The 15,129-nt window shown below is 31.7% G+C and carries 15 protein-coding genes and 1 CRISPR repeat array (1 of these 16 cut by a window edge); of the genes, 3 read left to right on the top strand and 12 right to left on the bottom strand.

Annotation, left to right across the window (positions count from 1 at the left end):
- Positions 1–560: a CRISPR direct-repeat array (repeat unit 30 nt; unit sequence GTTTCAATCCCTTATAGGCGAGCTACAAAC) (it extends 1,265 nt beyond the left edge of the window).
- A gap of 119 nt (positions 561–679) precedes the next feature.
- From cas2 to CBR30_03400, 9 genes are all read right to left on the bottom strand, one after another.
- Positions 680–946 carry a CRISPR-associated endonuclease Cas2 gene (gene cas2, locus CBR30_03440; protein ID PMQ02055.1) on the bottom strand — a complete coding sequence of 89 codons (267 nt, stop codon included), beginning with the start codon at positions 944–946 and terminating at the stop codon, positions 680–682.
- Between the two features lie 3 nt (positions 947–949).
- Positions 950–1,945, bottom strand: coding sequence for a subtype I-B CRISPR-associated endonuclease Cas1 (locus CBR30_03435; GenBank protein PMQ02054.1), 996 nt, complete (start codon positions 1,943–1,945; stop codon positions 950–952).
- Positions 1,942–2,436: a CRISPR-associated protein Cas4 gene (cas4, locus tag CBR30_03430; GenBank protein PMQ02053.1), complete on the bottom strand. Its 495-nt coding sequence runs from the start codon at positions 2,434–2,436 to the stop codon at positions 1,942–1,944. The genes CBR30_03435 and cas4 overlap by 4 nt, the downstream gene beginning before the upstream one ends.
- A complete protein-coding gene (locus CBR30_03425; GenBank protein PMQ02052.1) occupies positions 2,433–4,799 on the bottom strand; it encodes a CRISPR-associated helicase/endonuclease Cas3 in 2,367 nt (788 codons plus the stop codon). The genes cas4 and CBR30_03425 overlap by 4 nt, the downstream gene beginning before the upstream one ends.
- Position 4,800: 1 nt before the next feature.
- Positions 4,801–5,547 (bottom strand): type I-B CRISPR-associated protein Cas5, encoded by a 747-nt coding sequence (gene cas5b, locus CBR30_03420; protein PMQ02051.1) that lies wholly within the window; start codon positions 5,545–5,547, stop codon positions 4,801–4,803.
- 14 nt (positions 5,548–5,561) lie between these two features.
- Entirely contained in the window at positions 5,562–6,503 is a 942-nt protein-coding gene (gene cas7b / locus CBR30_03415) for a type I-B CRISPR-associated protein Cas7/Csh2 (GenBank protein PMQ02050.1), read from the bottom strand.
- Entirely contained in the window at positions 6,504–8,480 is a 1,977-nt protein-coding gene (locus CBR30_03410) for a hypothetical protein (GenBank protein PMQ02049.1), read from the bottom strand. It lies immediately after the preceding gene.
- Complete coding sequence (gene cas6, locus CBR30_03405; GenBank protein ID PMQ02048.1) at positions 8,465–9,250, bottom strand: CRISPR-associated endoribonuclease Cas6; 786 nt, start codon at positions 9,248–9,250, stop codon at positions 8,465–8,467. The genes CBR30_03410 and cas6 overlap by 16 nt, the downstream gene beginning before the upstream one ends.
- Before the next feature lie 79 nt (positions 9,251–9,329).
- Positions 9,330–9,869: a hypothetical protein gene (locus CBR30_03400; protein PMQ02047.1), complete on the bottom strand. Its 540-nt coding sequence runs from the start codon at positions 9,867–9,869 to the stop codon at positions 9,330–9,332.
- 152 nt (positions 9,870–10,021) lie between these two features.
- Here CBR30_03400 and CBR30_03395 point away from each other — a divergent pair, with 152 nt between their 5' ends.
- The 3 genes from CBR30_03395 to CBR30_03385 all read left to right on the top strand — a co-directional run bounded on the left by CBR30_03395 (position 10,022) and on the right by CBR30_03385 (position 12,678).
- Complete coding sequence (locus tag CBR30_03395) at positions 10,022–10,570, top strand: dopamine beta hydroxylase (protein ID PMQ02046.1); 549 nt, start codon at positions 10,022–10,024, stop codon at positions 10,568–10,570.
- A gap of 139 nt (positions 10,571–10,709) precedes the next feature.
- On the top strand, positions 10,710–11,702 hold the full coding sequence (locus tag CBR30_03390; protein PMQ02045.1) for a dehydrogenase: 993 nt from the start codon (positions 10,710–10,712) through the stop codon (positions 11,700–11,702).
- The gene (locus CBR30_03385; protein ID PMQ02044.1) at positions 11,695–12,678 is read left to right on the top strand and encodes a dehydrogenase; all 984 of its coding nucleotides are present in this window, start codon (positions 11,695–11,697) and stop codon (positions 12,676–12,678) included. The genes CBR30_03390 and CBR30_03385 overlap by 8 nt, the downstream gene beginning before the upstream one ends.
- Here the strand turns inward: CBR30_03385 and CBR30_03380 are convergent.
- The 3 genes from CBR30_03380 to CBR30_03370 are packed head-to-tail and all read right to left on the bottom strand — an operon-like array spanning position 12,662 to position 15,129.
- Positions 12,662–13,324 (bottom strand): SAM-dependent methyltransferase, encoded by a 663-nt coding sequence (locus CBR30_03380; protein ID PMQ02043.1) that lies wholly within the window; start codon positions 13,322–13,324, stop codon positions 12,662–12,664. The two genes, CBR30_03385 and CBR30_03380, sit on opposite strands and share 17 nt — an antisense overlap.
- Before the next feature lie 2 nt (positions 13,325–13,326).
- Complete coding sequence (locus CBR30_03375) at positions 13,327–14,055, bottom strand: hypothetical protein (GenBank protein PMQ02042.1); 729 nt, start codon at positions 14,053–14,055, stop codon at positions 13,327–13,329.
- A 45-nt stretch (positions 14,056–14,100) separates the two neighbouring features.
- On the bottom strand, positions 14,101–15,129 hold the full coding sequence (locus CBR30_03370; GenBank protein PMQ02041.1) for a 3-beta hydroxysteroid dehydrogenase: 1,029 nt from the start codon (positions 15,127–15,129) through the stop codon (positions 14,101–14,103).

Below are 15,129 nucleotides of genomic sequence, written 5' to 3'. Positions count from 1 at the left end.
AATAGTTTCAATCCCTTATAGGCGAGCTACAAACTTCTTTACGCCATCGCCGAGAATAAACGCCTTACCTGTTTCAATCCCTTATAGGCGAGCTACAAACTCCTAACTTACCAATTAGAGAAAAGTATTGAAGAGCGTTTCAATCCCTTATAGGCGAGCTACAAACGTATGGTTAACGAAATTCAAAAGTTAAGAGAAGAGTTGTTTCAATCCCTTATAGGCGAGCTACAAACCTTCAATACTTTTGTTTTTATGCTCGGTTTATATGTAGTTTCAATCCCTTATAGGCGAGCTACAAACCTAAAAGAGAAGGGGAGCTATTTGCTCCCCTTACAAAGTTTCAATCCCTTATAGGCGAGCTACAAACCTCGTCCTCAAAGACTAAATAACCGCACTCATATAAGGTTTCAATCCCTTATAGGCGAGCTACAAACTTATTTCTGTAGTTCACACTATCTGCTGTGATTGTGTTTCAATCCCTTATAGGCGAGCTACAAACCCGTTAATATAGCAAAAAATCTACAATTTAAAATTAATACCCTTATAGGAGATCTACAATTTTGATTATATTATACATCAAGATTTGTTAGATTTAAAGAGGGAAATTTAGAGATTTTAATTTTCTGTCGTACCCCGGGGTTTTTTGCAGGATTGGAGGTCGACAGAAATTTTATGTATTTTATAAAAAATTATTGTTTATCTTTCCTTTTTCTAATCCTATTATTTTTCGCTCAGTGTACTTTGTAGTGCGCATAATGTAAAAGATAATGGAGTCTTCTTCTGTATTAATAATATTCATTAGTTCGTAATTAAGTCTTTCAAATTTTGCTTCTGTTATTTCCCCTTCAAGCACAGAATTTTGGACCCAAGTGAGATACTTTCTTGCAATTTTCAACACCTTAGAGACCCTTTCTTCATTTATATCATAGACCATGATCACATACATGATCTACCATTCTGCTACCAAAGGTTCATATTCCTCTTCTCCTATCAAGTGTTTCTCAAGTTTATACAGCTCAAGTCTTATAAGCCTTCTATAGGATATACTTTTTCCTATTTTTTTATACTCTACTGTGGTTTTTAGTTTTTCCTCTATTTTATCTATAAATATTTTTCTTCCAGAATCTTTTAAATATAATCCTCCTAATTTTTCTTCAAAATCCTTTTTTGATATCATGTTTTTATTTACAATATTAAAGATTACTCTATCTACAATTATGGGTTTGAATATTTCTGCTATATCTAAATTCAAAGAGAATCTTCTAAAGTTTGTAGTATGAAGAAAGCCAATTCTTGGATCAAGATGAGTTTTGTAAATTTCTGAGAGTATATAGGTATAGATAAGAGAATTTCCAAAGCTAATCAAAGTATTTATCATATTTTCTGGAGGTCTTTTTGTTCTTGTATCAAATTTGAAGTCCTCATTTTCTATTATTTCGTTAAAGGCATCATAATAAGTTTCCCTTATATTCCCTTCAATAGCCATTAGCTCATCAATTCTCTCGCACATATTTATTTTTTCAGATAAACTCATAATTTTTTTGATGTGTGTCTCAAGATTTGTTTCCCTCTTATGGTAATAGTTGAGGACTTTTAGTATGTTCTTGTAAGCACCTTCGACAAATTTTTTAGCTAAAGCCAATCTTTTACTATTGTCTAAATAATGTTCTGCTTGCTTTAATATCATGTATCCACTGTTGTAATGTTCTCTGGGATAGTAACTGCCAACATAATATCCATAGTAATTGTAAAAATGGAGTATTATTTCCTTTTGAGTAATGTATTCTAAAAAATCTTTATTTAATGTGATTTCTCCTAAAAAATGTATCTCCCTTATATTTTCTATAGGCAAATATTTTTTATTTCCATCTTTGTCCTCAAAGTAAATGGTATTTTGTTTTCGTTTTATCTCACCGCTTGAAAACACATATATACTTTCGCTCATGCCCAACAAAACTCCCTATACGCACAAGGTATACAATATTTTATTTTTTCCTTAGGAGGAGGTGTTTCCATATCGATTATTTTTTCTATTTCTTTTATAGCTTCTTTTAATTCTTCCTCTATTTCTGGAGTAAGCTCAATAGCTATCTTTTTCTTTTCCTTTGGAATTAGTACTTCCCCTTTTGCCTCAACACCTCTTTCTTTTAAATAAAGTAGATAATAGTAAAGTTGCATAATCCCAGTTTTTTCAGACCTTGATGACTTCTTTATTTCTCCTACAACCAATGTATCTCTTCCTTTTTTAATTAGGTCAATCTTCAGGTCTCCAACAATAAGCCCTTTTTCTTCTCTTTCATAAAAGGTTTCCTCATTGAATCTACCTAATTCTAAAAATGAGTTGTCTTGATCTGGTATGATTTCATGGGCCATAAACCAGAGCTCTCTTTTACAGGCATAGTAACTTGCAATAAGTGTTCCATTAATACTTCTCATAGTATTAATGCGGAAACATTTTTAAGATCTTTTTTAAATCCTGTTTCTTCATCATAAAAGTCTTGTACTTTTTCATGGGGTACATATCCTAAACCTTTTTCAAAAATCATACCGAATATTTCATTAATACTTCCTTGTACTCTTACATTTACTATGTAATCCTCAAACTGCCTTTTAATTTCTAATAAGCGTTTTTTCTTCTCCCAGATTTCTCCTTCCATCTCTATTATTTCTTTATACTTTTTCCATGTGTTTTTTGCATCTTCATCCCATTCTATAAATACAGGATAAATAGTTCCTTTTTCCTGTATAACGTTAAAGGAGCTTACAGAAGACTCATTTTTTGAGAAGAATCTCAAATCAAGCAAAGCCTGAAATATTTTTTCTGAATCTTCAAAGGACTTTATTTCTCTTATTCTTTTAAAATATTGATCTACAAGTTCCAAAAATTTTGCTTCTTCAATTTCGTTTATCTCTTCAAGTATTGTTTTGGATATACTTGGTAAAATTTGGGAATAAACATAGGTAGATAAGCTTCTATTTTTCTCGTCCTTTAGATTCAGAACATAAACTTCTCCAGAGTTTTTCCCCTTCTTAAGATTTCTATTGCATCTTCCTGCCACTTGAACAATGGAATCTAAAGGTCCAAGATCTCTAATGGTTATATCAAAGTCCAGGTCAACTCCTGCCTCAACTACCTGAGTTGAAACAAGTATAACTTTTTCACCATTTTCCAATTTACTCTTGATATCATTTATCCTTTCTAATTTGTGTTTTGAGATTAGGTTTGCAGATAAATAATAAAGGTTTTTAAATTTCTCTTTTAAAAGTTTGTATATATCAATAGAGGAGTTGATAGTGTTCGTTACTATTAGGTAGGATTTGCCTGGTTTATAGATTTCTTCAAAGAGGGTTAGGAAATCTGGTATTTTTCTTTCTTCTAACCTTGGTTTTAATATTACTCTGCTTAGACTTCTAAAATATTTTTCCTTTTGATCTAATATTTCTTCTATTTCATTTTCATGGAAGATTAGTGGTCTTGTTGCAGTCATAAGTATTATGTAGCAATTCAGATATTGTGTCATTAACTTAAATACTCTTCTTATAAGTTCCCAATATTCTGCAGGTACATTTTGTGCCTCATCAAGGATGATAATACTTCTTGCAATGTTATGGTACTTTTTTAGAAATTTATTTTTAAATCCGATAACTGAATGAAGGAGTTGTACAAAAGTGGTAACTATTACCTCCGATTCCCATGATTCTATGAGAGAAAGTGCTTTTTCTACTTCTTCAAATTCATTGCCTTCTTCATATTCTATGTTTGATAAGTGATGATGCCCTATTATATATGTGGAACTATTTCCTTCAAAGTTTTCTATGTTAGATAGTACTTCGTAGAGTATCTTGTAATTCTGATCTATTATAGATATAAATGGTAGGGAGTATATAATTCTTGGTGTATAGTTATACTTTTCTTCTATTTTCTTTCTTAGTTTTACTGCGAAGGCAAAACCGGTAAGGGTTTTTCCAGAGCCTGTTGGGGCAGTAAGACTAAATATTTTTTTATTTTCTATATCTAAGCTTTCTACTTTTTTAGTTATGTTTTCAAAGATTTCTTCCCTTAATTTGTTTATCTCATCATTACTATTTTTAAATTTCCTGCTTTTATGGATTTCTACTATATTTTCAGGAATTGACTTTCTATCTATTTCTTTTACTTTTCCAGCAGACTTTTTATCAGCATCAATAAGGGCGGAAAAAAGAGCCAGGGTTAGGATAGATATTTTTTCTTTTTCCTTCTCGAGCAAGGGGTTTTTGTATTTATAAAGTAGACGTTTAATTTCATCAACTATTTTGTTTAGGTTTTGCTCAAATTCTTCAATAGTTGGTAATCCAAGTTCTACCAAATCTTTTTCTATATCTTGACGGTTTTCCTTCATATTTTCAATTTGCGCTTTAACTTTTTCCAAGTAATCCTCTTCTAAGTGAGCATCAAAATTATCAAGGTCTGTTAGATCTAAGTGGTGATGATATACAACAAAGGAGGAAATAAGGGGGAGGAATTCTTTTAATTCCTCCCCAATATTTAATTTTTCTTTTGCCTTTGATAATGTGTATGCTGTATAGAGAGAGGAGATAAACCCATGGTCAGCCAATTTCCCAGGATCCTTCCTTCCATGTAGTCTGTCCTGAAAATATGTTGTATATTTCCCAAAGTCATGAGTTAGTCCCAACAGATATGCGATTTTATTAAGATCTTCTTTGCTATTGAAATAGAAATAATTTTGGGCTCTTTCTGCCACCTCTCTTAGATGATCTATAAGTAAGGTCTTAGGATCTAAATGGGAATAAAATTCCATCTTATTCCTCCATGAATAGAAAATTTTCGTTTAGCTCTTCAATAACCTTAACTTTTATTTTTCCCCTGATTTTTATCTTTCCCTTCTTTATTTCTGCTATGTACTCTCTTGGTGAGTTTTTAGGCATTCTGTTGGAGTCAAAGGAGAAAGGCATTAATTCCTTCACATATAATGCACCTTCATAAGGCTCTATAGTGCAATTATTCCTACTTATAAAATCTACACTTACTATGGAGTTTATTTCTGGATTTTCTTTCTCTTCTTCTTTTACATCTCCATAATATATAAATTTTATGTTGCCTATGCATTCACTTATTCCTAAGTATGGAGGAAATTTTACCTTTTCATTTTTAACATTCTCTACTACCTCATCAAATACGTTTTGATCTCTGTGGTAGAAGAATATTCTGTAGATTAATTCTTTATCGTATTCGTCTGGCAAGATTAATTCTAATGGTACTTGGGTGTGTTCTTTCCTACTTAAGTTCAATTCATTCTTATTTTCTGCTTTTATATAGTTTACAGTGTTTATCTTTTTTCTTAGATTTGTTTTTATGGAAATGGCAATTCCTGTTTTGTCTTCGGAGAAGTCCTCATAGTATTGATCCCTTTCTCTTCCTATTATCCCTGCAATAAGCCCTATGGTAGTTGTTCTTGGAGGAAAATAGTAGGAGAGGGAAGAAGAGTTTGTATAGTACTTCCTAAAGTGCGCCATTTTGCCAATAAGATCAAATACTAAGACCTTCATAAAGATCACCAGCTTTATTGAATGCTCACTACTTTATCAGAGAAAGTAGCCTTTAACTGTTCTTTAAATGGACCACCTTTTACTTTTAGTTCATCGTCTTCAAAAATATAGATTTTTTCAATTTTTTCTTTGTTGGACTCCAAAAATGCTTTTAATTTATTCATATCAACCTCGTAATCCGATATATCTCTTAAGCCATCTACTTTATCCAATATAATTTTCCCTCTCATGTCCCCTAAGAACGTATTCTTGTCTTTATACTCCACCCTTAATAAAAATCTTGGTTTTTGTCCTACTTTACTTCTTGTGGATGCCATTAGGTTTATTCCTTCAATCATTGCCTTATCCAAAAGCTTTACGTCATCTTCAGAAAGATTTGTGTATTGGGCTCTGTATCCACTTACTATCCCATAAAAAGCAATTAGTGAGTAGTATAGTCGCCAATCCTTCCCAAAGGTACCAAATTCTTCTTTTTTTCCAGCAAATGTAGAAGTAATGGAGCTTGATCTGACAAGTTCTACCTTATTTAAAGAATATCCCCATGTAAACTGTACAGGTCCTGTAAGATTATAGCTTGCTCCTCGTTCCTTTTTTTCTCCTTCGATTGGCATTGTTGCCCCAAAAAGTCTAACATCTATTAATTTTGAAAGTAAAAAGTTTATGTCTTCCTTTGTTAGCTTATTCAGATCAACCTTTTTGTTTTCTTTTTCAAAAAATCTTTTCAGTCTTTCTGTGGCTTTGACAATTTCACCATCTACCTTTGCCACAAATATTTCATATCCTATACTTTCTAAATAGTCCCTAACATATCTTTTTAATCTTACATCACTAACAAGATTTACTTCTTTTTCATAATCCATTCTTGGTTTGTTCTCATCATCTGGATCACCATTAGGATTTGTCATTTTGGCATCATAAAGGAATAAAATCTCAGAATTTTTGGAATATATGCTCATTTAATTCTCCTCCTTTCCTCTTACTGAAGTTATTCTTTTATAGGTTGAATAAGAGTAACCAGAAAGAATATAGTAAACATTTTCAGTATCTGAGAGACTCCAATTCTTTATATGGGCATCAAGAAGGCTTTTCATTACTGCATATATTTTCTCATTGTACCCTCTTATCCTGTATTGGTCCAATTTATCGAATACATCGTTAGCAAGGTTTAAAAGATTTTTTGGAGACATTCCGTTGAAGTTGATTTTGTTTAGTATTGGCTTTTTAGCATTGTAATCTTCTGCTCCTTTTATTTGTTCTGCTCCAATTTCCCCTATAAGGTATCCGAGTAAGAATAGGGCGGTTTCTTCATTGGTAAATCCCATCTTTTCTATGTAGTTTGCCATGTCCTTGTCCAAAACTTCATGAAGAGAATTCATAAATTCACCTCCTTCTATAAGGTTTAGTTTCTCAAGAAGTTTTATAAGTAGATTTGTAGCGAGGATATCTCTTGTGAGATTAAAATCATTGTTGTTTCTGGGTTTAACATTGTAATCAGTACGTTCATAGATATATATTTTGGCTAAGGTCATGAAGGAATTAATAAGAAATTCTTTGTCCAATTTATATCCTAATAAAATATCCTCATATAGATCCAATATCTTTTTATATTCTTGGGATTCTCCTTTTCTAACAGGAACTAATCTATATATCTTGTCTAAAGAAATGAACCAATTTTTATCTTCTCCAAGGAGTTCATTTCCTATTTCTTGTACTTCAGACATTATTTTTGTTAGATGTTTAACTCTTGGAAGCGGGATTTCTCTGATATACTTTCTAATTTTAAATTCATTCCTTCCAGGTGGTTCATCGTAAAAGAGTATATCAACATAAGAATAATCAGTAATATTTTCGTTTTTTATATAGTCCTCCATTTCCTTTTCAATTTTCTCTTTGTATTCTATAAAGTCATCCAAAGTAAAAATAGACTTTGTAAAGTTTTTGGAAAATTTTATCCAATTTAAGGTTAACCTTTCACTTATTGGATTAAAGAATAGTCCAGGTATTATCCAAGCAGTGTTATCTGCCAGGTAAACATTGAGGTAGTTGTTCATATAACTTATTCCTGAGATGATATCTTTGTAACAATCTCTACAAATAGAGAAATTTTTAGTAAATCCTTTTATTTTTACTTTTTTGGTTGGTTCTCCTTCAAGTCCTGAAGAAAATGTTACTAAGTTAGTTATATAAAACTTTGCAGGAATCTCTGCTGTATCAGAAGTTAATTCATCTCTTTTTCCACATACAAAACATTCGCCTTCTATACTATTTTCAAATCTTTCCTCAATGATTTTTTGTTCCAAATACTCTATATATTCTTTTATTTCAGAAGGTTTTTTCCCATCTATAGTAAAACTATAAAGGGATATATCCTCTCCTTTAATTACATTTGCCTTTTCTATGAAGTTTAGAAGTAGTTTTTCATAACTATTTTTAAACTTTTTTATCTTTTTCTTTTTATCTGTTTCTTTAGAAGCAGTTTCCCTTATCTTTGCTATTTCATTATCTATTTCTTCTTTCCATTTCTTGAAAGGATTTAGCTTGCTAAGGTCTAAATATGTTATTTCTTCGTCTCCTAATTTATCTGTTACAAAAAACTCATCAAGAATAGCCTTAAGTTTGTTTTTAAGGTCTCCTTCTTTTAAACCTTTATAGAGATTCTTTGGAGACTCAAAGAATAGGTAGCTTACAGAGTCAGAAGTAAGCCTGTCTTGAGGATTATTCCCCCCACGATTACCCACCCACAAATATTTTTCAAATCTTTCTTCATTTAATTCTACGAAATCAATATTAGCAATTTTGTCCTCAAGATTAAAATCGACTACAATAATCATTTTATTTTTCTTTAGCTTATCCTTTTTAACTAAGGTTTGCACAAAATTTTCTCCTATGCTTTTTCTGTAGGTTTCGCCAATCTCCTTTATTTCCTTAAGCATTCTCTCACCTCCTTTTCTTTCTTTTTCCAAATTTCCCACATACCAAAGCCCTCAGAATTTTTGTTGCCAAGTCCTGCCTCATAGGTAGATAGGATTAATTCGCGAGTTCCTGAAATCTCATATATTCCTGTATAACCCTCAATGGGAGTATTTTTAAATAGGATTATTTTAAGATTTTCGCTCACAGAAAACTTTAATGGCTTAATATGTAGATAGGAATCTTCTGGAGGTTCCTTTTGGTATATTAGCTTGTATTTTTTCTTGGCATTTTTCTCAATGAGCTTGGAAAAGTCTTCTTCTATTGGTTTATAGTAGTGAATGAGGGTTTCATTGTTCTCTTTCTTTATGGTGCTATAAACTGTGATGGGGGAGAGAGCTTTTATAACAATCTTTTCTTCGATTCTTGGCAAGGTTACTATCTCTATTTGAGCTAAGTATATCTTGTTGTTTAGTAAATGAAATTCTCTTTCTCTTATGGATCTTTCTGCAAGATTTTCAACAATTTCTTCCTTTGGAGAAGAAAAATAAAAGGTTATTCTACTATCGAAAATTAAGAATTTCTTATCTTTTGATGGCTTTCCCTTTTCTAATATTCTTGAGAAGGTAAAAAGCTTGAAAGGTCTTTTCCCTAATAGGAAACCTTCTTCGTGGAGTTTTCCAGCAAGGTCAGGTGAGAACGTTTGGTATATTAAGCTTTGAAGATAATAATTATAGTGGTTGGGAAGAATAATCTTTCCATTTAAAGATTCATAAGTTAGTTTTATTCTCATTTTCTCCCCCATCTTAATCAAGTATTTTTCTAAACAAGAGTTTATCAAATTTTTTTGCTATAAACAATGACGAATATCATTATAATTTTGTTTTATCTTTGTTTTTCTCCTCTGAGGATTTATCTATTTCTTTTTTGACAAAGTTTACATCTATATAGGCAATCATAAGAGTATATTCTCCAGATTTTCTACTTAGAGAAAGCATTATGACACTTCTTGGAGTGAACCATGATGTAGAATAGTTGAAATTTCCTATGGGGAAGATTTCAGGATCTTTGCTTATAATTGGTTTTCCATATTTTTCACTTAATAAGTCTTTTAATTCAATATAAAGATCAACATAATCAGAATAATCTTCATACTTATCTGTTAATATATATCCTGCACTGTAGAGCTTATCTTCTTGGAATACGTAGAGACATGAGAAATTCCTGTTTAACAGTGTTTCTTCAAAGATTAAATCATTTTCGTCTTCAAAAATTGGAGTTTTCTTTTCTGCTTTTAAAACATCTGCTTTTGTCATTCCCCAGGTTACTTTTCTGAAATCATAAGTCTCCTGTGCAAAGGTTAAACTTAAAATTGAAAGTATGAAAATTGTTAAATGTAAAAATTTTTTCATGTAATCACTCCTTTCTTTTTCTTTCTAAGATTATTGTAACCTTTGAGGGTGTCAAATTCTGTCCCTCTACTTTTAAAAAAATTTAATACAAAATTTATACCTTTTTGGTATAATTTGAATTGAAAATAATTTTAAAAAGGAGGTTTGAAAAGATGAAAAAACTATTAATTCTCTTATTAGTAGGGATATCTCTAATTGGATTTTCTTTTGGACAGTCAAAACCTAAGATTGATGGCATACTTTCTCCTAATGAGTACAAAAATTATGCTTCATTTTCAAATGGAGAGTATAAAATATTTTGGAGCATTATTGATGATGGGGTTTACATTCTCATTACTGCTTTGACAAAAGGTTGGATAGCTCTTGGAATAAATCCTGGTGTTAAGGCAGGAGAGGCAGATTATATTTTAGGTTATGTTAAGGATAAAGAAGTAAAGGTAGTAGATTATTGGGCACCTGCAAAACATGTAGATCATGTTCCAGATGTGAAGTTAGGTGGAAAAGATGACATTTTAGAGTATGCAGGAGTTGAGTCCGGAAATTACACTACAATAGAGTTTAGAAGAAAGTTAGTAACTGGAGATAAGTATGATAAAGAGTTCCCAAAGACTGGTACTTTAAAGATTGTATGGGCTCTTGGACCATCTGATGATTTATCTACCAAACATTTTAAGGCTGGTTATGGAGAACTTAAGTACTAAGAAGGGGGGAGGGGGGTGATACTTTTTATGCACTCAGTTATAATCCTTTTTATCCCATATTAGATTTGTTTTTATTGGCATAATAGGAAGTAATGTTGTATAATTAGTCAAGATAGTTAACTAACCCGGAGGTGACATAATGCTTAGAGTTGGCATTATAGGGTTTGGAACCATGGGGAGAGTCCATTTCAATGCTTATAAAAGTATTCCAGAAACCCAAGTGGTTGCGATATGTGAAGAAACAGAATCCTTGAATTTCCCCGATATAAAAATATATAGAGACCCTTTAGAACTCATTAGAGATAAAAATGTGGATTTGGTTGATATATGTTATCCTACTCCTTATCACAAAGATTTAAGTATTTTTTCTTTAAGAGAAGGAAAACATGTAATATGTGAAAAACCGTTGGCAAGAACTCTTAGAGAAGGTGAAGAGATCTTAAATGCTTTGGAAAAAACAGATAGAAAATTTTTTGTTGGACATGTTTTAAGATTTTTCCCACAATATGAGATGGCAAACTCTTTAATTATGAATGGGACTTTAGGTAAGGTAGGAGTGGCAAACTTAAGAAGATGTGGCCCTTTCCCAATAGGTAGAAGAAATTGGTATGCTAATTTTGAAATGAGCGGAGGAGTTCCTTTAGATTTAGTTATTCATGATTTTGATTTTGCAAGATGGACTTTTGGAGATGTTGAAAGAATTTATGCAAAAGGTTCATCACCAAGAGGACAGAAAAATATAGATTATTTTTTATGTGTTTTAAGACATGAATCAGGAGTGATTACTCATGTTGAGGGTAGTTGGTCTCACCCTACCGGATTTTTTATGGGATATGAAATTACAGGGGAAAAGGGTATGTTGGAATTTGATAGTAGAAAGAGTAATCCTATTCAGCTAAGCTTAAAGTTTCTTGAGGAAAAGGAAGGTAAGGTAGCCTATCCAGAGAGTCCATTACGTGAAGATCCATATACAAAAGAGATTGCTCATTTTGTTGACTGCATTGTTAATAATAGAGAACCTATCGTTAATGTTTTTGATGCGTATAAAGCAATGGAGATATCCATAAAAGCTATTGAGTCCATAGAGAAAGAAAAAGTTATTTCCTTGAAAGGGGGTAAAAAATATGGTTAGGATAGGAATGGCAAGTTCTGCCCATATGCATGCTTATAGTTATATAAATTGTGTGTTAAAGAATCCGGATGCCAAATTAGTTGGTATTTATGACGAAGATAAAGAAAGAGGTTTTAATATTGCAAAGAATTATGGTACAACTTTTTATGAAAATTATGAAGATCTATTGAAGAATATTGATGGAGTTATAATTTGCTCCTCAAATAAAAACCATGCTCCTCTAACAATAAAGGCAAGTGAAAATGGCGTGCATGTTCTTTGTGAAAAGCCGCTTTCCATCTCAATTGAGGATGGAAAGAAAATGCTTCAAAGTGCTGAAAAGAATAATATTTTTTTAATGACAGCCTTTCCTGTTAGATTTGCTCCTCCTGCTTCAAGAGTAAAGGAAATAATTGATAATGGCACAATAGGGGAAATTATAGGAATTAGGGCAAGTAATCATGGTAAAATGCCTGGTGGATGGTTCATAAATAAAGATGAGGCAGGTGGCGGGGCAATAATGGATCATACAGTTCATGTAGTTGATCTTATTAGATGGTATACAGGGAAAGAATTTCAAAGTGTTTATGCAGAAATAGATACCAGAATTTATCCAGGACTTGGAATTGATGATTGTGGTATACTTCTTTTAACATTGGAGAATGGGAGTTTTGTGTCTTTAGATCCATCTTGGTCAAGACCAAAGGTTTTTCCCACATGGGGAGATGTAATAATGGAAATAGTTGGAACCAAAGGAGTTATTTCATTAGATGTTTTTTCACAAAATATTGTTTTTTATAACGATGTTGGAAACAGAATAACCTATGAAAATTGGGGAAGTAATATGGATTATGGTTTAATAGAACATTTCATAAATAGCATAAAAGAAAAGAAGTACCCTATGGTAACAGGATATGATGGTTATAAAGCTATGGAAGTTGCTATTGGGGCCTATCTTTCCTATGAAAGAAAAAAGGTAGTCAATCTTCCTCTATGAATCTCGTCTGTACTTTTTGAGCTAAGACGTGGTATTTAAAGCCGGAAGAAGGGATTATCTCCTTAATGTATCTCATTTTTATAATTTTGAATTTTCTAAGAAGGTCAAACACTTCGTTCTCGTCCACATAGTAGTGGAGAATCCCTTCTTCTTCATCATTCATCTTTATTAAAGTGTTTTCATCTATTCTTTTATGTTTTGGATTTTTAAAACTGGGACTTTCTTTTGAATTAAAGGTTAAATAAACTTCACTGTTTTCTCCTAGTACTCTCCATATCTCTGATATAACTTTTTTGATTCCTTTTTTGTTTGTATGATAAATTACATGATAGGCAAGTATGGAATCAAAAAAGTCAGAAGGATATGGAAGAAAGAGCATATCTCCCAGATCAATGTTCATATCTAAATTTTCTCTCTCAGCTTTTTCTCTTAATATGTTTAAACCACTCTCAGAAATATCAAAAGCATACACCTTAAATCCTTGTTTTAGAAAGAATAGAGCATGTCTTCCTACTCCACATCCTAAGTCCAAAAATTTTAATTTGCCTTGTTCTTTCCATCTATGAGCCAAATAGTAAACATCCTCTGATGGTATGTCCCATCTTTCATCTTTTATTTTTTCCCAATTCCATCCCTTTGATTCCAAATTTACCCCTCCCTTTCCATATAAGGATAAAGTTTATTTTCTTCTAAGATTTTATCATTCAATATTGTTTGTGAAAATTCATAAATGCTTTTTAGGTGCATTCCTGGGAAGGATTGATATAAATTAAGAGGATCCAAATGAATAGCTCCAATCTTTGCTCTGTTGGCTCCTAAAACGTCAATCATCATAATGTCCCCTACATAGATGACTTCTGAAGGTTTAAGGTTTAGGTCGTTGAGAGCGTATATAAATATTCTTGGATCTGGCTTCTCAATTCCAATTATTCCAGAGTCATATACTTTTTCAAAGTATTTTCTTAATCCAGCCTTTTTAATTTGTTCTTCTACTGTTCCATCGGAGTTGGAAATAACAGAAAGTTTAAATCCATTTTCTTTTAATAGTTTTAGCCCTTCGATGACCTCTGATGTAGTATAAGTCCAAATTAAATTATTTTCTTTTTCCCTCATCTTTTTTCGAATATTTACGCCTAATTCTATATCTATTCCAAGCCTATTTAGTAATAGGGGAATTAGATGAATAAATACAGAGCTATCTTTTACCCCATCTTTTCTAAAGAGATTATCATAGTAAAAAATAGTTTCATAGAAGGATTTTAAGATATCTTGAGGGGATAGGTTATACCCATATTTGTTGGCAAATTCACAAATAAGATCTACATTGGGATATATTATTGTTCCTCCCGCATCAAGAAATATGTATTTTAATGGCATTTTGTTACCTTAATCAGACTATTTTTTATTATTATAACATATAGATTAATTTAGTTTTAGCCCTTTTCTATAAACTTTAAATAGTTCTTTTATAGGTATGTATCTTCTTTTATAATATGGAGATTTTCTAAGGAGTACATACCTGATAACAGGACTGAATAGCTTAATAAAGAATATTTTATAACCTAAGGCTTTTTTAAGATCTTCTACATAATCTTCTATAGTTCTTCTTTGATAATCTAATAATTCTTGACTTTCTCTTGTATCCATCCAATCTGTAGGGAATGGCTTATTAGAAAAAGCCTCTTCAGGAAGCATACCAATCCCCATTCCTTCAAGAATTTTCTCGACCATTTCGCCATAGTAATAGTGGCATCTTGGACCGCCACCAATTAGCAGTATCTTCCCCCAAATTTTGTCACTTCTTACTCCTTTTGCAATAGCAAGTCCTACATCTCTTGTGTGTACATATTCCATTCTGTTTTTTAAAGATATTTCAAACATTTCCATGTCAAGCTTTAAATTTATTGGAAAAGAGGCTGACAATCTGTATATACAATAATCCAAACCAGAATTTTTAATTATTTCCTCACATTTTATTTTATGCTGTGAGTAATGCTCTATGGGAGATGGGGGAGTCTCTACAGTAAGAGGGGGTTCTAAGTGTTGTGTTAAACCATAAATGTGAACAGAAGAAGTAAATATAATTTTCTTTGGTGATGAAAGTTCTTGCATTGCAGAAACAAGATTTTTTGTTCCTTCCACATTTATTTTATAAGATATATCTGGTGCCTTTTCAGACTCTATTCCTGTAGATGAAAGTTTTGGAATGATGAAGGCAAGATGTACAACAACATCAATACCTTTTAATGCTTCTTTTATCTTATCTTTATCTGTTATATCTCCCCAATAGACTTCTATTTTCCCATCATATAGCCTTTTTAAGCTTTTATATATTTTCTCATTCTTTTTATTTTTAATATCAAAGCATCTTACCTCATCTCCCTGATTTATTATCTCTTCAATGGCACTTCTTCCAATGTTTCCAAAGGCTCCTGTTATCAGAACCTTCAT

This window comes from Dictyoglomus sp. NZ13-RE01 (assembly GCA_002878375.1).
Taxonomy (GTDB): domain Bacteria; phylum Dictyoglomota; class Dictyoglomia; order Dictyoglomales; family Dictyoglomaceae; genus NZ13-RE01.
This window is presented reverse-complemented; position numbering and strand designations above follow the sequence as displayed.